Genomic DNA, 19,524 nt, shown 5'->3' with positions numbered 1-19,524 from the left:
CGATGCCCTCCTGAAAATTCATTTTCCCCCATTACTATTGTGCTACGGAGAGAATGTTTTTAAGAAGGAAACTTTTTCATCAGCAATCCTCTTTATTGATCTTAGAATTGATGGCATTGATTTCCCCGCCAAGAATGATGATAATGCCGGATATGTAAAACCAGATCATAAGCACGATAATGGCCCCAATGCTTCCATATGTCGCGGAAAAATTGCCGAAGCTGCTGACATAGTATGAAAAGGCAAGTGATGACAGCACCCAGCCGGCTGTTGCAAAAATGGCACCAGGTACAACACTTATACACTTTAATTTTTTGTTTGGGGCAATCCAGTATAACCCTGTAAACACCACAAAAAGAATGAATGGACTCACTAACCAGCGGACCATATTCCATATCGCCAGAAATTGGCCTGACAAACCAAATTCTGAAGAAATAAACAAACCAATCTGTCTTCCGAAAACAGGAAGGAGCAATGCCAGTACAAACACAAAAATCATGGCAAACGTCAGTAATATCGCCATCCCTCGTGCAATAATAAAATGACGGGTCTCCTTAACGTCATACGCCTTATTAAAAGCCTTCACCACGGCATTGATTCCATTTGAAGCTGACCAGAGCGTAGCGATGATCCCAAAGGAAAGCAGCTTTCCATTTCTTTGCGTAATTTCATAGATATTGGTTTCAATAAGCTTCATGGTCTCTCCTGGTGCAAAATCCCGAACAACATTTAAGATATCCTGCTGTGTGATCGGCAAATAAGGAACGAGTGTGACCAAGAAAATTAGCAGTGGAAAAAGAGAGAGGAGAAAGAAATACGCCAATTGGGCTGCAAGTCCAAACACGTCATCCTCTTCTACTCTCCTCCATAAGTTTGGAATCAGAGCCGAAAAAGTTCGTCCCATTCCAACACCTCACTTGTTTTTAATGCGGAATCTGAACTGAATCGTCAGCAGATTTTTCCGGCAGTTCACTTGATCCCTTCAGCTTAATATCTGAAAAGGCCTGCTTTGTATTTTGGACAATCTGTGTTACTTCCGGTGCCATTTCTCTTATTTCTTCCACTGTTCCAGTAATAAAAGCAACGTCTTCACTTACCTGGTCAATCGCTGTTTTGACCTTGTTGGAAACATCCTTCACCTGATTAACTGCTTCACTTGGGTGCTTTAAGTAATAGCCGACATTGCTGGACGTTTTCCGGCAATTGTCAAAAACGGTTTCCCTTGTAGATTTGTCAAGAAGGCTTAGCGCACCGCCTGCAAGTGCTCCATATAGTACGCCTTTCCAAAACAATGATTTCCCCATATTTTATTCTCCTTTAGCAAAATTATTATATGAAAATTTGATTCAATTTTTCCCTTTTTTCCGGCTGACGAAACCTGACTCGTCCATTTCTTGTATTATCTTATGTGATTTGTACAAACTTCTCCTTTATTTTCTACTAATTTCCATGGTACATGCAAGCCTAATTTATATTGACAATTTATTGAGAACATGGAAAGATGAAAAGAATACGAAGATTCGTGAATACATAGTGATGAGAGGGTGTTGGGAATGAATAATTTGTCAGAGAAATCGGTTGAGAATGTGGAGTTTATGATTGAGGCGATTAAGGAAAAGCTGAAGGTTTTAAACTTAGGTGCTATAAAGCCTTCCCACTTTGATGAGGAAATGTATGAGGAATTGAAGGATATTTATGATCTTGTTATGAAGAAGGATTCTTTTAGCCCGAATGAAATGCAGGCTTTGGTGGAAGAGCTGGGGAGTTTGAGGAAGAATAAATAATTATTGGAGCAGCCTATTGATGGCTGCTTTTTTTGATGGGTTGTACCCTTTAAACATAATGTGCAGCTGTTGATATGGGTGCTGATTTCCACTGCAGGCACTCGCTTTCCACGTGGCTACCGCGAGCCTCCTCGGCGTGACCGCCTGCGGGGTCTCCCCTGGTTCGCTACTCCCGTAGGAGTCTCGTACCTTTCGCTCCAATCAGCACAGTTATTTAACAATTATACGGAATCAAAACCCATATTAAGTGTATATATTAAGCCCTCTACCAACTAAGGCAGAGGGCTGTCAATTTTATTAACCTAACAACTTAAGCGATTCACGTGTAAATGCCGGAATATCATCTGGCTGTCGGCTTGTTACTAACTGGTTTTGGCAGACGACGACTTCTGAGTCCTGGAATTTGGCTCCTGCGTATTCCATGTCGACTTGGATGGATTTATAGCCGGTTGCGTCGCGGCCTTCGAGTGTTTTAGCTGTCAGCAATAGCTGTGGTCCGTGGCAGATGGCGAATACTGGTTTCTTTTCGTCCATGAAGGATTTTGTAAATTGAACAAATCGGTCATCGGCACGAAGCTGGTCCGGTGAGAATCCGCCTGGCAGGAATAGTGCATCAAAGTCCTGCGGATTTACGTTATCAATACTTTGATCTATTTGAACAGTGGCTTCGCCCTGTTTTCCTTTAACAGATTTGCCTTGTTCCTTTTCAATTGTCACAACTTCATGGCCGGCTTCTTTAAATGCTTTGGCAGGTTCCGTGTATTCACTATCTTCGAACATCTCGGTAATTAAGCATGCGATTTTTTTACTCATTTATAACATCTCCTTTGAAAAATCTTCACATAAGGAGATTTCCCTGAATGGACAATCTTAAACGTAAAAAGGCATATTCACCTTTAAAATACCTGGCTGTCCATTCTTCTGGCAAAGTCAACAAACCTGAATTTGTCGGGTCTGTGCCTGGATTCTGTGTATTGAAAAAGGGTGGCATCGTCAAAGTAGATATAATTTTTCACCACGACAATGGCATGGAACCCTTCCATATCAAGGAGCCTGCGGTCTTCAGCAGTTGGTTCTTCCACAGTAAATTCCTTTTTGGCAAAACTGATTTTTTTCCCGAGTTCGCCCTCAATGTAGGCAAAAATAGAGCTCTGGCATATTTCTTTGTTCAAGCCCGGGACATATTTCTCAATTAAAAAATCCTTGTCCAAAATAATCCGCTCATCTTCAATCTTCCGGACACGATACACTTTCCATACCTTTTCACTTTTATCAATATGGAGATGCTTCATCTTTTCTGCATCAGGCTGAATAAGTGAAAATTCGTCCACAATCGTTTCGGCACGCTGACCCATCTTCCCGGCCAGCTCTTTAAAGCTGACCAGACCCGATATGGGGAACTGAAGCTTTTTTAAATCAAGGACCAGCGAGCCTTTCCCGCGGATTTTCTGGATAAAGCCGTTTTGCGCAAGCAAATTCAACGCTTTTCGGATGGTTTCCCTTGAAGTGGAATACATCTCCGTCAATTCATGTTCAGATGGCAGAATGGATCTGGCGGGATACTTGCCTTCCTGAATTTGCTGGGCAAGCTCCTCATAAATCACTAGGTATTTATTATTTCTCATTTCAATCACCATTTCAGTCATGTTTTACACCATTCTACCATTTATCTAGCTTGCTTTCATTTACCTGTTGGACAGCTGGATAAAATACCATCCACCTTCAGTTACGACCGGCTTGAAGGTTTTTACTTTCAGCTTCAGCTCTTTAGCGATTTGATATATATCCTCCTCGGTCGGGGTAGGATAGAGATTTTCAAATGCAGAGAAGAAGCTGTTAAAAACACTTGAAAACTCTTCCCCTTTTTTCGAATGAAGAATGGGCGTGATAATAATTATGGATCCTTTTCGGCTAATCCAGCCTTTCAAGCGGAATAGCAGCTGCTTGCGATCCTCCGGCTGGATATAGTGCAGTAAGTTATTGACCATAATTAAATCAGCCTGATGCTCAGGTGAGTATTCACGGACATCCGCTGTGACAATTTTAATGTTGGGAATATCTTTGCAATTGGTTCTGGCGGAATCTGCCACCTCTTCATTCATTTCAATGCCTGCCAGTTTTGCCTGCGGGAACTTTTGGCCGATTCTGCTTAAATAGCCGCCTTCCCCGCACCCAATGTCGATGATCCTTTCCATTTTGTTTTTCTTAATGGTTTTCATCAGACGCGGCAATGCAAGCTGTTCAAGCAGTGACGAGGTTCTCGCTACGGTAGGTCCATGCTCTTCATGGTCAAAAGTGTTTTTCTTATTGGAACGGAGCAGTTCTGGATAAGAGAGTAAAGTCGGGATATGCAATTCCATCATTTCCTTCAGGATGATTCCTGTAGATCGGGGGTTTTTCGGCGTAGACGGAAGACTGAATTTAGATGCTGTCTTAATTTTATCCTTCCCTTTCTTTTTCAAATGACGGATCGAAAGCCCCACCTCCACCCACCTTAAAAGCAGCTCCTCCTGAAGATTTCTGCTTGATGCCACCTCTTTTACCGTTTTCCAGCTGCGGAACTGGGAAAAAAGGTCAAGCTCGAAGCCTACGTATGCGTGCCAACTGTACAAAAACGGCTGGTTCTTTTTCATCCAATTTCGTGCTTTTAGTAATCTTACATATTCATTTATCATGGCTGTTCAACCTTCTTCCAGGGATAGTCATCTTTTTCTGTATAAAAATAATCACTTTTAACGGCAGCTGATAATTCTGTTTTTCTTGCCGGCAGCATTCCTGCCTGAATCAATCGATCCCACAGGCTCTCTGACCAATATCCAAGGCCTGAAACATTCAGCATTTGCTTATATTGCAGGGTTTTATCTCTTTCAATCTGCTTCAGGCCTTTACGGCGTATTCCAGTAATAACCCGGTTGGAATAGGAATAGGCTATGGCCGATAAATGGCTGAGGCCAATCATGTTTTCAGCGCGGGGCTTCCTGACTTTCTCATACCATTTAAGCTTGTCCGGCGAAATTCTTCCGCTCGCATACATCTCTGCAAGCAATTCACCAAGCACATCCGCATCCTGAATCGCCATATTCATCCCTTCACCTGCCATCGGGTGGACCGTATGGGCTGCATCCCCCAAGATAGCGAGCTTTCCATCCACATATTTATCTGCATAAAAGGCTGTCGGAATCATCAGCTGAATATCCTTCCAATTTTCCAGCCTGGTCACATACCCCTCCAATTCCGGAAAAAGCTCTAAATAGTTTTTATGGAAATGGTGAATTCCTTTTTTGAGATGTTCCTTATAAGTGCCCTCCGGAATTAAATAGACAGACCGTACTTTCGCATCCGGCAGCGGAAATAATCCGAGAAACCGTTCACCCTTAGAAATGATCTTCCCTTCCTCCAATGATTGAGGCCGGGGGAAAGTAACAGTTAAAAATTGATGATTGTACTCAATCTTTTTAATCTTGCTATTCATTACTTTTCTTGTTATGGAATTCCTTCCCTCAGCACCTATAAAAAAGTCAGCCTTCACCGTCAGCTGCTCCTTTAAATCCTTACGCTCAACCATTAATTCGCCATTTTCATAGCCTTTTGCCAGGGTCCCTGACAAGTAATGAAAGTTTGGATATTGAAGTGCCTGTTTGAGGAGGATTCCTTTCAGCCTTTCATGCTCGATCATGAGTGAATATTTATAATCTCCCGGCAGAATGCTGTAATCCATGGCAAACTCTTTTTCCCCTTCCTCAAACGCAATTCGGGAAAATGAAAAGCCATTCTCTCGGATTACATCCAAAGCATCAAGCCGCTTAAAAATTTTCAGGCTCTTCGGCTGCAGGAGTTCTCCCTTATAAACGGAAGATGGGGCATCCAGTTTCTCCAGAACGAGGACATCAATATTGGCTTGGGCCAGCTTCAATCCAAGCGTCAAGCCGCCAATCCCTCCACCCACAATTGCAACCTCTGTATTCAAGGACATGTTTCCACCACCTTTGCCTTTTATTTAACCTCCTTTTTAAAAAGCAAAACCAATGGATATGCTGATATTACAATGTCTGGAAAAAATTATTAGAACAAACTTTTAAAAATAGGAGTATGATTGTGGGAGACACCTATATTTTCAAAATCCTGTATAATAGAGAGAGTAAAATCAATTAACGTCCCTTTTCGGACGATATATAGCATTATTTTTTGGAGGCAATAATAATGAGAGAAATAGCAGTCGAACAATATATCCAAATGGACAACGCAGTTCCGGTCGATGTCAGGTCTCCAATTGAATTTGAGGAGTGCAGCATTCCCGGTGCTGTCAATGTGCCGCTTTTCACCAATGAAGAGCGTGTGGAAATCGGAACTCTATATAAAAGAGAAGGATCTGATGCGGCTAAGTGGAGAGCGATGGAAATCGTTTCACCTAAAATTCCGTCCATGATGCAGAAAATCAGAGACCTGAAAAATGATGGCTTACAGCCTGTCATTTACTGCTGGCGCGGCGGCATGCGCAGTAAAGCGGTCACCACATTTATAACGTATGCGGGCGTTTCAATCCCCCGTTTAATTGGGGGCTATAGAGCGTACCGTCAATATATTCTTGAAAACACAGCAGACTTGATTCCTGAAAAAGCAGTTGTTCTGCACGGAATGACCGGCGTCGGGAAAACGGATGTGCTGAAGGTATTAAGCGAAAAAGGATATCCTGTTATTGACCTTGAAGAAATGGCAGGACATCGCGGTTCAATCTTCGGATCCTTTGGCATGGGAGACGGCAGTACCCAGAAAACATTTGATGCACTATTGTATCAAGCCCTTTCTGAGGTTAAAGGTTCCCCTTATATTATTATGGAAGCTGAAAGCAAGCGAATAGGAAAGGCTGTTCAGCCGGACGAGCTTCTTGATACCAAAAAAACTGGTATTCATATTGATATGTTTGCAAGCATGGAGTCCCGTGTGCAGCGTATCCTCCGTGACTATGTGGAACCTTATCAAAGAGAAGAATGGTTCAAGCCGAAAGTGGATGAAAGCCTTGTGTTTATTAAAAAACGTCTGAAAGATACTGAAATCCGCGAGCAGCTGGATGAATCAGCTGAAGCAGAAAACTACGAGCTATTTATCAAGCTTTTATTAGAACACTATTACGATCCGCGCTATGCTTTTAAACAGCATGACTATGAAGGCCAATTCCACCACGTAAATGCGGATGATGTGGAAGCAGCTGCACAACAAATTATTCACATTATTGAAAACCAAAATGCTCCCGTCCTCTGACGCGGAGCATTACTTTTTGCGAGCGACAAAAGATTTATTTTTATAAAACACAGATAACTAACTATTTAAATCGGTTGACACTGTGGTATGATGGTAATAATATTGAACAAATCGTTCTTAATATGGAACTAGATATATGATATAATCCTATTACATACAAAATAAGGTGTGTGGTATACGATGATCGGTGATCGTGTAAAAAAACTTCGCCAGGACAAGAAAATGTCCTTATCCGAGCTTGCGGACCAGGCCGGTGTGGCAAAATCATATTTAAGCTCGCTTGAGCGCAACCTGCAAACTAATCCATCGATTCAATTTCTTGAGAAAATCGCAGGTGTTCTGAATGTTCCCGTGGACCATCTGATCCATGAGCAGATCAACAAGGAAGACCTCGATTCAGAATGGATGAAAATTGTAAAGGAAGCGATGGAGTCTGGTGTTTCTAAGGAGCAATTTCGGGAGTTTTTGGATTTTAATAAGTGGAGAAGCGGACAAAAATCATAGATGCAATGAGCCTGAATGTACAGGCTTATTTTTTTGGCAAAATAAAAAGCATTTCCATATAGAGATACCTCTAACAGAAATACTTAGCAATACCTACCGGATATTAAGCTTCGATCAAAAGCTCTTTGGCTCTGTTATTATGTAAAAACTCTCTAATTTCTTCCTTTTGCAGGCCTAAGTTCTTTGCTTCCATAATTAACTGCAGCCACTCCAAATCAATTTCTTCGACCTTTACATTTTGCTCCGTCAAAATTCTTCCCCCCAGGATACGTATCGTATTCCAGGCAACCCAGCCATCGTAGTATCATCCAATACCTTAGACCCGTGACTTTGCGTCCTCATCTTTCAATGAGTTTGCCTTTTTCTGCGCCTATCGGCTCAAAGAAATTTTTACCATAAATGTATTCTACTATGGCCGTATTGCTAACGTTGTCAGATTTTGTATTTTCAGTTAATTATTTTAATATTAAATTAATTCTTTCTTCGACAATTATCTTTATAAACTCCGATAATCCTTATGATTCATTCATTGTCCGCTTTGTCGAGTAGTAAGAATGGCCGATTCTTTTTCTATAATTCTTATTTACTTGCTGCAGGGAATATGTCAGTGAAAGTTTCTTTTTCCTATAGATAATATGGACTGGTTCCCGTGTCATTGCGTCCAGGAACATTTCATTCGTCAAATCATTTCCGCATACCGGGCACAGCCACTCTTCTGTTTCACTGCTGCTGAAAGATGGTTTATGGCATGTATTGCAGTTTTTTTGGTACATGGGACACCGCCTGAACAGATTTATATTGATAATATATTTCCTATTTAGATTTTAATGAATTCTGTTAACAATTAAGGAGAAAATCCAAACAGAGTGCTGCAAGCATACGATTGAATACACAATTGAAGCTCCTGCTGCCAGAAGCTTTATTCTCGATTCTGCAGAGATAAATATTGACAAAATGATCAGTAATCCTGAAAAAGTGATTTTAAGAAAAAGGAAAATAAAAGGATGCAGGTCATAAAGATCACGCATTAGCGGATTGCTTTCTTCTATAACATTAAAATGGAGTCCTAGAGCAGTAATAAATCCGTCCAGTAAATTTAATAAAGCAAGATAGTTTAGCATCTTTTTCATGTGATCCCCACTTTTTTGCTAAGGTGAGTATTATTTGTAATAATAAAAATTAAGGCCAAGAAGTTGTCATTCTCCTGGCCTTGTCTAACGTTCACTTCTTATCCTTCTATAAAAAACAAGTATTAATACACTTCCAGCACCCAATGATAATCCACCGATTAACATAAGGTTATAGGTATTGGTAGCAGTGTTTGGCAAAAGATTTTCGGTCATTTCAGGATTTATTACAATATTGTCTTTAGGATTGTGAGGTTTTGCTCCTTCGTCTGCAGTTTCATCTGAAGGTTCTTCTACACCTGGGGAATCTCCATCTCCTGGGGGATCTCCGTCAACTGGGGAATCTCCATCTCCTGGCGGGTCTCCATCTCCTGGGGGATCTCCGTCATCTGGCGGGTCTCCGTCACCTGGGGGATCTCCGTCATCTGGCGGGTCTCCGTCACCTGGGGGATCTCCGTCACCTGGGGGATCTCCGTCATCTGGCGGGTCTCCGTCATCTGGGGGATCTCCGTCATCTGGTGGGTCTCCATCTCCTGGAGGGTCAGTTGGATCAGTTAATGCCTCAGCAAGAAATATTATCTCTACCTCAGCAGAAGATTCCTGAAAGGCATTTCCTAGTTCATAAGGCATTGAAACTTGAAAGAATAACTGTTCAGAGCTGCCCTTTGCCAGCTTTCTTGGAGTAAAACCCTCAAAGTCCTTTAACTTTCCATCAAATAGAATATCTGAATCTTTTTTAACCAGAAGGTCAAGTTCTTCAAAAAGACCTTTTACGGATTTTTTCTTTCCAATTTGCGCTGTGTATCTGAAATCCTGTTTTCCCTGGTTTAGGATGGTTATATCGCGTGGCATCCAGTCACCGGGTTTGAGGTTACCTACTTCGAAAAAGTAGCCGTTTATGTTTGTGTTAATATCTAGTTCTTTCTTATCTGCAACTACAGTTTTTTCATTAAAAAAAATAAGAGTTAACAAAAATGCTAATACTGAGAACCTAATTGGACTTGCTAAAAATCTAATAAATTTCATAGCATTCCCTCACATTAGATAGTGGACAAGAGGTGGGAAATATTCCCCACCCCTCGTTTTATCAATGAAATTATATGAAATTATCTTGCTATCCCTTCTCCTTGCATTGCTTCAAATGTCCACGTTAGCTGCAGTGAGTCACCTTGGAACTTATTTTGATCAGCATCATTGTCAACGAACTCATATTGGACATATAATGTATCAGTAGTACCAGCTGCAAGCTTTCCTCCTCTTTCAGCTAACCAACCTCCTAAAATATTTCCTTTAATAATATCAGGAGATAGTGTATTTAACTCTGCGAGAGTAGTTGAATAGATAGGAGCATCTAGTTTATCAGCATTTATCAAGAAGTTAACACGTACATGTTTTCCAAAGTCCTCTCCGTTATTATCCCCCTTCGCATCTCCAACTGTATATGAACTTTTCAAGTTTATACTAGCAATATCAAGGTTTCCATTATTCCCCAAGGTGAATGACCTAAGCATCGTATCACCTGGTTTAATTTTATCAACATTAATAATAGTTGTAGGGTTAGCATTCAAATCTAAAGTACCAGCTGCAAATGTTGCATTGGTATCAACACTATCACTAAAATATGCAAATGTTCCCCCGCCAACTAATGAAATTCCTAATGCTGCAGATGCAATTCCCATACCTAATTTCTTTTTTAAACTCATTTCCCTTTTCCTCCTCTACCCCATCCGGGTATGTATGATTTTTTATATTGACCCTTGCGTATAACAAGGAGTGCAACCAAATTATGCGGTTTTTTCATTTGTATCTGATTTCTTATTCTTGGAATCTAGTTCTCTTAATCCCTGCATGATGCTAAATGCAGAGTATGCTAAAAGCAGAACACCGGGCCCAATCAGCAGAATCGCTCCGCCTTCTTTTGATTGTGCAAAATCTATGAAATATCCCACATATGGAATCGTGAAACCAGAGTAAACGGCTCTTACATTTTCAGAAAGTACGGGATCCATGTCGGCTGCATTGTTGTTATCTCCTTTTGTTTCATACATGACATGTTCGCCGCTTGTTTTGACACCAGTAATACGGTGGGTAATCAGCTTCTGTTCAGCGGCCTGAAAAGTAATAATATCTCCTTTTTTAAGACCTTTACTTTGGGATGAATCAACTGGCTTAACCGCGATGACGGATCCTGTCATGAAGGTTGGCTCCATTGAACCTGATAACACAGTTTTAAGCTGATAACCGAATGCCTGTGGTTCTCCGCCAGATGCTTTAGATGAAACAACGAGCACCGCCATAAGAATTAAATTGATAAACAAGATTGCTGTAATCAAATTACCAATAATCTTTTTTGCTGTTTTCCAGCTAAATTCCAATTCACTGTCACCTTCCTTTAAAAGAAAGAATAATGTTCTTTCTTTATGTTCATTTTGTTCTTTTTATCGAACTGATAAGTCGAGTATAGTCCATCCTTCTTATTTTGAAAAATTCCAAATTCAGCTGTTTTTTCGTTTTAAAGAACGTTTTTCGTTCTTTTTCTAAGAATATCTCAAGAATTCTCACTATTTTGTATTTTTTATTGAATGTTTTGTTCGTTATAATGAAAATATCTTTACATTTTATGATAAGGGAGTATTATGCCTATGATAGGTGGCCGGATTAAAACCTTAAGAATCAAGAAGGGATACTCAATTAATGAGCTTTCTGAAAAAGCAGAGGTATCCAAATCGTATTTGAGCTACATTGAGAGAGGCATACAGGAGAATCCATCATTGCAAGTTTTATCGCGAATCGCCAAGACATTGGATGCTAATCTCGAAGATCTGCTGGAAGAGAACAAAGATGAAATTACCGACCTGTCTAAGCTTGATGAAGAATGGATTTCCCTTGTGAAAGAAGCAATCAGACAGGGAATCACAAAAGACGATTTTGCTTATTATCTGGAGTTTATTAAATTTAAGAAAATGAATGGAGGGAACGTTTAGTTGAAGGGTAGAGCCCGATTGCTACTAATTGCTGCCTCCTTCTTTATCTTAACCGGAGGCGGATTGGTCCTGTTTTCGCTGCAGGAAATGTATGCTCAGGAGAAGAAAACAAACAATTCTTTAGTCTTGGCAAAAAAAAGAATTCAAGACGATGTGAACAAAGAGAGCAAAAGCGTTCTTCAAACAGAACATCCAATAAATGTTTCCTTCAAGCAGGGTGAAGCCATTGGCATTTTAAAGATACCCCGCTTGAAAGCTGAACTTCCCATAATAGAAGGAACAGATGAGGATGAACTTGAAAAGGGTGTTGGACATTATTCGGCTACTGTACTTCCAGGACAGAAAGACCAAATTTTATTATCAGGACATCGAGATACAGTTTTCCGCCGACTTGGTGAACTTGGAATAGGAGATATTTTTCAAATTAACATGACCTATGGAGAATATATATATGAGATAACTGAAACAGAGGTTGTTGATGCAGATGATACTACAGTTATTAATTCCACTGCTCCAAATGAAATTCTCACTGTCTCCACTTGCTATCCTTTCTCGTATGTAGGTAATGCACCATATCGGTACATTTTATCTGCTAAAAGATTATTAAATTAGATTGAAATTTTATGAAAAGAGAATATTAATAACAAAAATGTTCTTAATAAAGAATATTCGTCCGAAAATTTGAGTAAAACTTAGAAAATGGGAGAAAAGATGCTATTTACCCGCCAAAAACTTAAATTATTCAATTTCCAAAACTAATTTCCTAATAGTATAATGAATTTGCATTCTATATAAAGAACAAATCGAACTTTCAATAATGAACACTTAAAGGAGGTTACTGTTATGGAGCCGAGAGGGGTGAGAATAAAAAGAATGAGAAAGCAAAAAAGAAAACAAATAGCAAAAGCCGCTGCTTCAAGTTTTGCACTTTCATCCTCCATTGTTGTTGGAGCACATTTTATATCGCCTACATATGCCCAGTTTAATAGCACGGATGAAGTGAATTCGACTATCGAGGCATGCTTTATTTTTCCTAGAACAATAGAACAAGACTTTGTAATCAAGTCAGAAGAGATCTTCAAAAAAATTAATGAGGACATACAACAGGCTTTGACTTTAAAAAGCAGTATTACTGAAATAGATGTTGATGGCAATTTAAAGAAAATAAAGCCCTATTCCAACGGGCATACAAATCCATCTGAACCAGCATCTGATAGTAATGCCTCAATAAAAGGGCTAACAGCAACCCGTTCTGCTTTAGAGTCACATATTAGCAGTCTGCAGCAGAACATATCAACAGCTAAACAGGACTTGGCTTCTATTAACTCCTTAAGCAGCCAATTATCTTCTTTAATCCAGCAGCTCGAGGTTTACAATACGTCTCTCAAAACAGCAGTAACAAATTCACAGACAGACACTGAAGAATTAACGATCCTTTTAGATACTATAAATGGATTAAAAGATCAAGCAATTACAGAATGTGCTTATGAAGAAACTTACTTCGAAGAGCGCATAACTAAAATGGAGAGTTTTTCAAAGGATGCTGAAACTCTTATAACCCAAGCCAAAGAGGAACAAGCAACATCTTTACAAAAAGTCAGCAGCTATAAAGAAAAACTAAACCAGTTAACAAAAGTGGAAAATAATATACATGACGAAATTTCCAAGTTTGAGAGCAGCATTGAACATCTGAATAACCGTATATCAAATATTAATGCCCAAATTCAAACACTCGAACAACAGCAAAAAGAAGAACAAAAGAAAAAGGCTGAAAAGGAAGCAGCTGAAAAGAAAAAGAATGAAAACAAGCCTCCTGAAGAAAAGCCAGCAACAACCCCCAAAAATGATAAGCCAAGTGAAGAAAAAACCAAACCAGCTTCTGAACCAGGAGCAGAACAACCACAAGAGGAAGAAAACAACACATCTGACAATGCTGGTGAAACAACACACCAAAACGAATCTTCTTCCGAAAATGCAGAAACTAACTCAGAAGAAGCTAAATGAAAAGTTCTCGAGAGCTTAGTGTGATCACACTTGGCTTTCTTTTTTCGTCCCAAAAAATCACATGGAAAGTGCCCTTTTTACTGCATATAGACAAACACCCTTCCCCCATATAAGACCCTGTACATATCATCTAATATATGGGTTCCAGAAGGGACAGATCCTGATGATCAATTTCTTAAGATTACTATTATATTTAGCCATCATCATCACAGCTATCATTCTATCAGTATAAAAAGCCAGACTCCCTAAGTCTGGCTTTCCCCTTACTTATTCAAACTAACAGCAATCTTAGAGCCCACTTCCGCATTATGCTTCACCAATGCAATGTTCGCTGTCAAGCTTCTTCCTTCTGTTAACTCCTTCACTTTACCTAGTAGGAATGGCGTTACTTTTTTGCCTGCGATATTGTTTTCTTTTGCTTCTTTAAGAGCAGTTTCAATAACATTTGTGATGAACGCTTCTTCCAGCGCATCTTTTTCAGGGATTGGGTTGGCAATGACAACGCCGCCTTTTAGGCCCAGTTCCCATTTTGTGCGGATCATTTCGGCTGCTTCTTCTGCATTATCCACCCGGTAGTTCACGCTGAACGGACTTGTGCGTGTATAAAAGGCAGGCAATACATCTGTTTCAAATCCAACGACCGGAACGCCGTGGGTTTCTAGATATTCGAGCGTTAACCCGATATCCAGGATGGATTTTGCACCTGCACAGATAACAGCAACATTGGTCATCGCAAGCTCCTGAAGGTCAGCCGAGATGTCCATTGTGGTTTCAGCTTCGCGGTGAACTCCGCCAATTCCGCCTGTTACAAACACTTCAATGCCGGCAAGCTCTGCACAGATCATGGTGGCTGCTACAGTTGTCGCACCATTTTTCTTTTTCGCTACCAAATATGGAAGGTCACGGCGGCTTGCTTTTTCCACGTCCTTGCTTTGGGCCAGGAACTCCAGCTCCTCATCTGACAGACCGATTTTAATTTTTCCGTTTAAAATGGCGATCGTTGCAGGGACAGCACCGTTTTTGCGGATGATTTCCTCTACCTCTTTTGCCGTCTGAACATTTTGCGGGTATGGCATTCCATGTGAAATTATTGTGGACTCAAGGGCAACAACCGGTTTATTTGCTTTCTTTGCTTCTAACACTTCTTCTGAGTACTCAAGCCATTTTTCTAACATGATGTCACTTCTCCTTAGTCGAAATATTGTTTGAATGTTTCCTGCAAGCGTGTGTTGTTTAGATTAGGATTAACGGTTTCAAGGGACTGCAGAGCCAGCATGGAGCAGGACATTCCGATTTTACAGGCATCCTCTGTGCTCAGGCCCTTTAAATGGGCAAAAATAATTCCTGATACAAGCGAATCACCTGCACCTGTCACATCGGCAATTTTTACCTTCGGAGGAAGCTGCACACCTGCTTCACCCCTGTTTGTAAAGTAGATCAGCCCTTTATCTCCCCGGCTGATAACGACTCTTTCAACGCCTTTTTTCATAATCTCCTGTGCCGCCTTAAAGAAGTCTCCTTCATTGCTGATCTCCATCCCCGTTAGTGCTTCTGCCTCATTTTGGTTGGCAATCAGCCAGGTAACACCCTTCAGATCATCCGGCAGATTTTTTATTTTTGGTGCAGAAACAGGAGTAATGCAAAGCGGAATGTTCTCTTCATAGCACCTTGTAATAATCTGTTCCAGAACCTTGGGCGGGAAGTTTGTATCGAGTATCACCATTTCGGATGATGCCAGGTAACCCCACTTTTTCTCGACAAATTCTCTGCTAACGCTTTCATAAATGGACATATCAGCGAGTGCTACAGCCATTTCTCCTTCATTATCGAGCACTGCGGTATAGGTACCGGTGGTGGACCCTGCCAGCGACTGTGAAGGAGTGACATCAGCAAAAGCTTTCGTATATTCAAGAAGCCATTCGCCTTCCGGATCATCTCCCACTACTGTCATCAAACCCACATCACAGCCCAGCCTGCCAAGGTTTTCAGCAATGTTGCGGGCCACTCCGCCACAGGATTGGGAGCTTTCTGCAGGGTTCGATGTTCCGTATTGGAGCTGCCCTGTTGTCTGGATTTTTCTGTCCACATTGGCGCCTCCAACACAAAGCACTTCTTTCTTTTGCGGCAGGATATAAGCTCTGCCAAGAATTTTCCCCTGCTTGGTCAGTGAAGAGATGTAGCCGGCTACTGCGGACCTGGAAAGTCCCGTTTTTTCTGCCAGCTCGTTTTGGGCAATAAAAGGATCCTCTTTAATCAGCTGCAAAATCAATATTTCTTTATCATTCATAATTGACCAGCCCTGCCTTATTAAACTTTTGTCTATATTATAAACTTATGTCCATTTGTAACACAAGTGTTATTTTTCAAAAAAATTGCGAAGTTAATAAAAAAGCCTCCCGCCATAAGCGGAAGACCAAACTTTACGCAGCATTATCATCTTTTTTAATATCCTTTAAATAATATTTTTCTGAAGTGAAAAACTCGTTTTTCAGCTGTTTAACCTCTTTGCTTAGAAGGAGAACAGCAACGATGTTTGGTATCAAAATCATGGCAAGAGCCAGATCAAGGAACTGCCAGATTGTTTTCGCCGCTCCCACTGAGCCAAGAACAATGGCAGCAATGTAAACGACTTTAATGGCTTTTCCGGCAAATGAGCCAAATAGGAACTCTGCCATTTTGGATCCATAAAAGACTACGACAATGATCGTCGAAATGACAAAGAATACCAGGGATACAGCAACAAGAATACCTCCAAATGATCCAAAGTATTCCGTAAATGCCGCTGCTGTCAGGGCAGAAGGATCTTCCATTGCCCCTTCCCTTGTCCACACCCCGGAGGATAGGACAACAAATGCCGTTGCAGTACAAACAATCAGCGTATCAACAACGATTCCGATGATCGCCCAAAATCCCTGGCGCACCGGGTGATCGGTTGTGGCTGCAGCATGGGCAATCGGAGCGGTTCCGAGTCCTGCCTCATTGGAATATAATCCTCGAGCAAATCCCCAGCGAATGATTTCGCCAATTGCCGCTCCGGCAAATCCGCCCATTGCAGACATTGGCTGAAACGCATAAGTGAAGATTAATTCCAACACTTCAGGAAGTTTGCCAAGATTCATAAATAAGACTACTAACGCCGCACCTACATAAATGAGAGCCATAAACGGAACAAAGATTTCGGTCACCTTGCCGATTCTCTGAATCCCGCCAAAAACAACTAACGAAACAAGTACTGCTACAGCAATTCCTGTATAAAGGCCATCAATTTTAAATGTCTCGCCAACCGCAGCTGCTACTGCATTTCCCTGTACCATGATGCTTGGAATCAGTTCAATCATCAGCGCGAACGCAAAGATCACACCAAGCCACTTCATGTTAAGCCCCTTCGTCATATAATACATAGGGCCGCCCACATATTCTCCATCTTCATTTTTTTCTCTGTACTTAATGGCTAATACACTTTCCGAGAACTTGATGGCCATTCCAATGAGCGCAATGATCCACATCCAGAATACGGCACCTGGACCGCCAAACATGATGGCTGCCGGCACACCTACAATATTCGCGGCACCAATGGTAGAAGCAAGTGCTGAAGTGAGTGCCTGCAGCGGTGTAACGGTTCCTTTCCCCTTCGGCTTTTTAAACACACTTCCGAATGTTTGCTTAAAAATATATACCGGATAACGGAACTGGAAGAAACCAAGCAAAAAGGTTAAATACAGTCCTGTTCCGGCTAATAATAGGATGATGGGATATCCCCACAGCCATCCTGAAATATCTCCTACGGCTTCTAATAACTTATCCAAAAAAATTTCCCCCTTATTGTTGTGCACAGTTGCCCTTATTCTTCCATTCCCTTTTATTTGGCAGTTAAACACTTAGTTAGCAAAAGAATAGAAGAGGTGGACATTTTCGTAAATTTCATGTATAGTTAGCTAGGTAATTATTTTAAGCAGGTGAATACATGCACCCTAATCAAAGTGAATTTTTTCATTCTATTAACCAATTTACACGCCATTTTTCCAAAGTACTAAATGAAAGTTTAGTGCCGCTTGGTTTATACGCTGCTCAATGGACGATTATTTACCGTCTGAAAATTGGAGGCCCGAGCACTCAAAAAGAGATTTCTTCTTATCTTGGCGTTGAGGCTCCGACCATGACCAGGACATTGGCCCGTCTTGAGATATCGGGCTGGATCACGAGAACGGCAGGAAAGGACAAACGTGAAAAATTGATTTCTCTGACTGATGCAGCCATCCAGGAATACGACAATTGGCTTGCTGCAGTAAGATCAAGTGAAAGCAATGTCCTGCAGAATATTACGGAAGAAGAAATCAGCACGATGATCACAATTATGGCAAAAATGAGAGAAAATATGGTACCAGGCACCTAGACCAGTTCACCAAAGTGGTCCAGGTACCTGGTACTTCATTGTTAGGAGGACAACTATGAAGAAACAGCCATTATGGACGAAGGATTTTTTGAGTATTTCTATTACTAGTTTTTTTTTATTTATGGGGTTTTATGTTTTGCTGACTACGCTTCCCCTTTATATTTTGGATGATTTAAAAGGGGATGAAACACAGGTAGGTCTGATTATTTCAGTCTTTCTGATTGCTGCAGTGATCAGCCGGCCTTTTACAGGGAAATGGATTGACGAGGTTGGACGCCGAAAGATCCTGATTGCTTCCTTGATTGTATTTGCCGTATCTTCTCTGCTTTACTTCTGGGCTGACTCTACACCCGCTCTTTTAGCACTGAGATTCCTGCACGGAGTTGGATTTGGCATGGCTACCACTGCAACTGGAGCTATCGTTGCTGATATTGTACCGAATGAACGCAGAGGCGAAGGACTTGGATATTATGCAATGTTCATGAATCTGGCCATGGTCATTGGCCCGTTTGCCGGTTTGACGATTGTTCAATATGCAAATTTCTCATGGATTTTTGCTTTATGTACAGTTTTATCTTTTATTGCTATCGTGCTGGGTGCTTTTGTAAGAATACCGCATAAAGCAGAGAGCTCTGTGAAGCATCCAAAATTTACCCTTTCAAGCTTATTTGAAAAAAGTGCAGTTCCCGTGGCGATTTCTGCAGGCATCCTTGCTTTCGCTTACTCAGGAATTCTTTCCTTTATTTCTGTTTATGCGAAAGAGCTTGATTTGCTTGAAGCTGCAAGCTTCTTTTTTGTGGTATATGCGGCATTTATTATTATGTCCCGCCCATTTACAGGCCGCTGGTTTGATGCGTACGGAGAAAATAGAGTGATCTATCCGGCCATTATTCTTTTTGCCGCAGGGTTATTTTTACTAAGCCAGGCAAACAGTACCTTTGTGTTTTTGCTGTCAGGTGCGATAATCGGATTGGGATATGGCACCATTGTTCCGGGTCTCCAAACGGTTGCAATTAAGCAGGCTGATCCAGCTAAACGCGGACTTGCTACCTCAACCTTCTTCACACTTTTTGATACCGGAATTGGACTGGGATCCTATGTTCTTGGAATACTTGCTGTAAAAACAGGCTTCGCTTCACTTTATTTTATGCTTGCGGGCGTGGCACTGTTTGGATTACTCGTTTACTATTTGCTCCATGGAAAAAAGACAGAAGCCAAAACCATTCATTCAGAAGCAGATCTTCCATTATAAGAGCCCATTTGCGGCTCTTTCTTTTTGTCAACCTTAAATTATGTGTATTTTCTGAATATTATTTGTCTTTTTTGTGAATGTTGGCATATAATGTAATTAATACCTTTTGGGAGGTTTGCTAATGACCATTGTTCATGTATTGAATTTTTCTATTCCAATTGCCTGTGTATTTCTATTTGGTGTAATGGTCGACCGCATGTGTAAACCGGAAGGCACG

The 19,524-nt window shown here is 40.9% G+C and carries 23 protein-coding genes and 1 riboswitch; of the genes, 8 read left to right on the top strand and 15 right to left on the bottom strand.

The window, feature by feature from the left end:
• Window positions 1-79: 79 nt before the first annotated feature.
• Window positions 80-904 (bottom strand): YihY/virulence factor BrkB family protein, encoded by an 825-nt coding sequence (locus NR125_RS11560; RefSeq protein WP_071155874.1) that lies wholly within the window; start codon window positions 902-904, stop codon window positions 80-82.
• Window positions 905-923: 19 nt separating this feature from the next.
• Window positions 924-1,304, bottom strand: coding sequence for a YtxH domain-containing protein (locus NR125_RS11555; RefSeq protein WP_009334895.1), 381 nt, complete (start codon window positions 1,302-1,304; stop codon window positions 924-926).
• 249 nt (window positions 1,305-1,553) lie between these two features.
• Here NR125_RS11555 and NR125_RS11550 point away from each other — a divergent pair, with 249 nt between their 5' ends.
• On the top strand, window positions 1,554-1,784 hold the full coding sequence (locus NR125_RS11550; protein WP_009334896.1) for a DUF1128 domain-containing protein: 231 nt from the start codon (window positions 1,554-1,556) through the stop codon (window positions 1,782-1,784).
• A 297-nt stretch (window positions 1,785-2,081) separates the two neighbouring features.
• Here the strand turns inward: NR125_RS11550 and NR125_RS11545 are convergent, their stop codons facing one another.
• The 4 genes from NR125_RS11545 to NR125_RS11530 all read right to left on the bottom strand — a co-directional run bounded on the left by NR125_RS11545 (window position 2,082) and on the right by NR125_RS11530 (window position 5,757).
• Window positions 2,082-2,597, bottom strand: coding sequence for a type 1 glutamine amidotransferase domain-containing protein (locus NR125_RS11545; protein WP_009334897.1), 516 nt, complete (start codon window positions 2,595-2,597; stop codon window positions 2,082-2,084).
• An 83-nt stretch (window positions 2,598-2,680) separates the two neighbouring features.
• Entirely contained in the window at window positions 2,681-3,430 is a 750-nt protein-coding gene (treR, locus tag NR125_RS11540) for a trehalose operon repressor (RefSeq protein ID WP_009334898.1), read from the bottom strand.
• A gap of 39 nt (window positions 3,431-3,469) precedes the next feature.
• Window positions 3,470-4,459 carry a class I SAM-dependent methyltransferase gene (locus NR125_RS11535; protein WP_256815356.1) on the bottom strand — a complete coding sequence of 330 codons (990 nt, stop codon included), beginning with the start codon at window positions 4,457-4,459 and terminating at the stop codon, window positions 3,470-3,472.
• Window positions 4,456-5,757: an FAD-dependent oxidoreductase gene (locus NR125_RS11530; protein WP_071155870.1), complete on the bottom strand. Its 1,302-nt coding sequence runs from the start codon at window positions 5,755-5,757 to the stop codon at window positions 4,456-4,458. The genes NR125_RS11535 and NR125_RS11530 overlap by 4 nt, the downstream gene beginning before the upstream one ends.
• A gap of 227 nt (window positions 5,758-5,984) precedes the next feature.
• Between NR125_RS11530 and mnmH the strand changes: the two genes are divergently transcribed.
• Window positions 5,985-7,043, top strand: coding sequence for a tRNA 2-selenouridine(34) synthase MnmH (gene mnmH, locus NR125_RS11525; protein WP_009334901.1), 1,059 nt, complete (start codon window positions 5,985-5,987; stop codon window positions 7,041-7,043).
• Between the two features lie 180 nt (window positions 7,044-7,223).
• Window positions 7,224-7,547, top strand: coding sequence for a helix-turn-helix domain-containing protein (locus NR125_RS11520; protein WP_009334902.1), 324 nt, complete (start codon window positions 7,224-7,226; stop codon window positions 7,545-7,547).
• 103 nt (window positions 7,548-7,650) lie between these two features.
• Here the strand turns inward: NR125_RS11520 and NR125_RS11515 are convergent, their stop codons facing one another.
• From NR125_RS11515 to sipW, 6 genes are all read right to left on the bottom strand, one after another.
• The gene (locus tag NR125_RS11515; RefSeq protein ID WP_083390439.1) at window positions 7,651-7,797 is read right to left on the bottom strand and encodes an anti-repressor SinI family protein; all 147 of its coding nucleotides are present in this window, start codon (window positions 7,795-7,797) and stop codon (window positions 7,651-7,653) included.
• A gap of 30 nt (window positions 7,798-7,827) precedes the next feature.
• Window positions 7,828-7,916: riboswitch (cyclic di-GMP riboswitch) on the bottom strand.
• Between the two features lie 146 nt (window positions 7,917-8,062).
• On the bottom strand, window positions 8,063-8,320 hold the full coding sequence (locus NR125_RS11510; protein ID WP_071155868.1) for a hypothetical protein: 258 nt from the start codon (window positions 8,318-8,320) through the stop codon (window positions 8,063-8,065).
• A 51-nt stretch (window positions 8,321-8,371) separates the two neighbouring features.
• Window positions 8,372-8,677, bottom strand: a complete 306-nt coding sequence (locus NR125_RS11505) for a DUF5658 family protein (RefSeq protein ID WP_071155863.1) — start codon at window positions 8,675-8,677, stop codon at window positions 8,372-8,374.
• Between the two features lie 84 nt (window positions 8,678-8,761).
• Window positions 8,762-9,700 carry an LPXTG cell wall anchor domain-containing protein gene (locus NR125_RS11500; RefSeq protein ID WP_192908286.1) on the bottom strand — a complete coding sequence of 313 codons (939 nt, stop codon included), beginning with the start codon at window positions 9,698-9,700 and terminating at the stop codon, window positions 8,762-8,764.
• A gap of 80 nt (window positions 9,701-9,780) precedes the next feature.
• A complete protein-coding gene (locus NR125_RS11495; protein ID WP_071155860.1) occupies window positions 9,781-10,377 on the bottom strand; it encodes a CalY family protein in 597 nt (198 codons plus the stop codon).
• Between the two features lie 81 nt (window positions 10,378-10,458).
• The gene (gene sipW, locus NR125_RS11490; protein WP_071155858.1) at window positions 10,459-11,049 is read right to left on the bottom strand and encodes a signal peptidase I SipW; all 591 of its coding nucleotides are present in this window, start codon (window positions 11,047-11,049) and stop codon (window positions 10,459-10,461) included.
• Window positions 11,050-11,316: 267 nt separating this feature from the next.
• Between sipW and NR125_RS11485 the strand changes: the two genes are divergently transcribed.
• The 3 genes from NR125_RS11485 (at window position 11,317) to NR125_RS11475 (ending at window position 13,662) form a co-directional block, all read left to right on the top strand.
• The gene (locus NR125_RS11485; RefSeq protein WP_009334907.1) at window positions 11,317-11,658 is read left to right on the top strand and encodes a helix-turn-helix domain-containing protein; all 342 of its coding nucleotides are present in this window, start codon (window positions 11,317-11,319) and stop codon (window positions 11,656-11,658) included.
• Complete coding sequence (locus NR125_RS11480) at window positions 11,659-12,270, top strand: class D sortase (protein ID WP_009334908.1); 612 nt, start codon at window positions 11,659-11,661, stop codon at window positions 12,268-12,270.
• A gap of 261 nt (window positions 12,271-12,531) precedes the next feature.
• Window positions 12,532-13,662 carry a hypothetical protein gene (locus NR125_RS11475; RefSeq protein ID WP_139266797.1) on the top strand — a complete coding sequence of 377 codons (1,131 nt, stop codon included), beginning with the start codon at window positions 12,532-12,534 and terminating at the stop codon, window positions 13,660-13,662.
• A gap of 263 nt (window positions 13,663-13,925) precedes the next feature.
• On the opposite strand, the gene NR125_RS11470 is transcribed toward NR125_RS11475, so the two are convergent.
• The 3 genes from NR125_RS11470 to NR125_RS11460 all read right to left on the bottom strand — a co-directional run bounded on the left by NR125_RS11470 (window position 13,926) and on the right by NR125_RS11460 (window position 17,468).
• Entirely contained in the window at window positions 13,926-14,837 is a 912-nt protein-coding gene (locus tag NR125_RS11470) for a pseudouridine-5'-phosphate glycosidase (RefSeq protein ID WP_019382419.1), read from the bottom strand.
• A gap of 14 nt (window positions 14,838-14,851) precedes the next feature.
• Window positions 14,852-15,949 (bottom strand): carbohydrate kinase, encoded by a 1,098-nt coding sequence (locus NR125_RS11465; protein ID WP_009334911.1) that lies wholly within the window; start codon window positions 15,947-15,949, stop codon window positions 14,852-14,854.
• 133 nt (window positions 15,950-16,082) lie between these two features.
• On the bottom strand, window positions 16,083-17,468 hold the full coding sequence (locus NR125_RS11460; protein ID WP_009334912.1) for an alanine/glycine:cation symporter family protein: 1,386 nt from the start codon (window positions 17,466-17,468) through the stop codon (window positions 16,083-16,085).
• A 158-nt stretch (window positions 17,469-17,626) separates the two neighbouring features.
• Between NR125_RS11460 and NR125_RS11455 the strand changes: the two genes are divergently transcribed.
• Window positions 17,627-18,055, top strand: a complete 429-nt coding sequence (locus NR125_RS11455; protein WP_009334913.1) for a MarR family winged helix-turn-helix transcriptional regulator — start codon at window positions 17,627-17,629, stop codon at window positions 18,053-18,055.
• 55 nt (window positions 18,056-18,110) lie between these two features.
• A complete protein-coding gene (locus NR125_RS11450) occupies window positions 18,111-19,307 on the top strand; it encodes an MFS transporter (RefSeq protein WP_071155852.1) in 1,197 nt (398 codons plus the stop codon).
• Window positions 19,308-19,524: the final 217 nt, after the last annotated feature.

The organism is Cytobacillus sp. Bac17 (assembly GCF_024519925.1).
Taxonomy (GTDB): Bacteria; Bacillota; Bacilli; order Bacillales; family Cytobacillaceae; genus Cytobacillus; species Cytobacillus pseudoceanisediminis.
The sequence above is the reverse complement of the archived record's forward strand: the minus strand, read 5'-3'. Positions and strand labels throughout refer to the sequence as shown.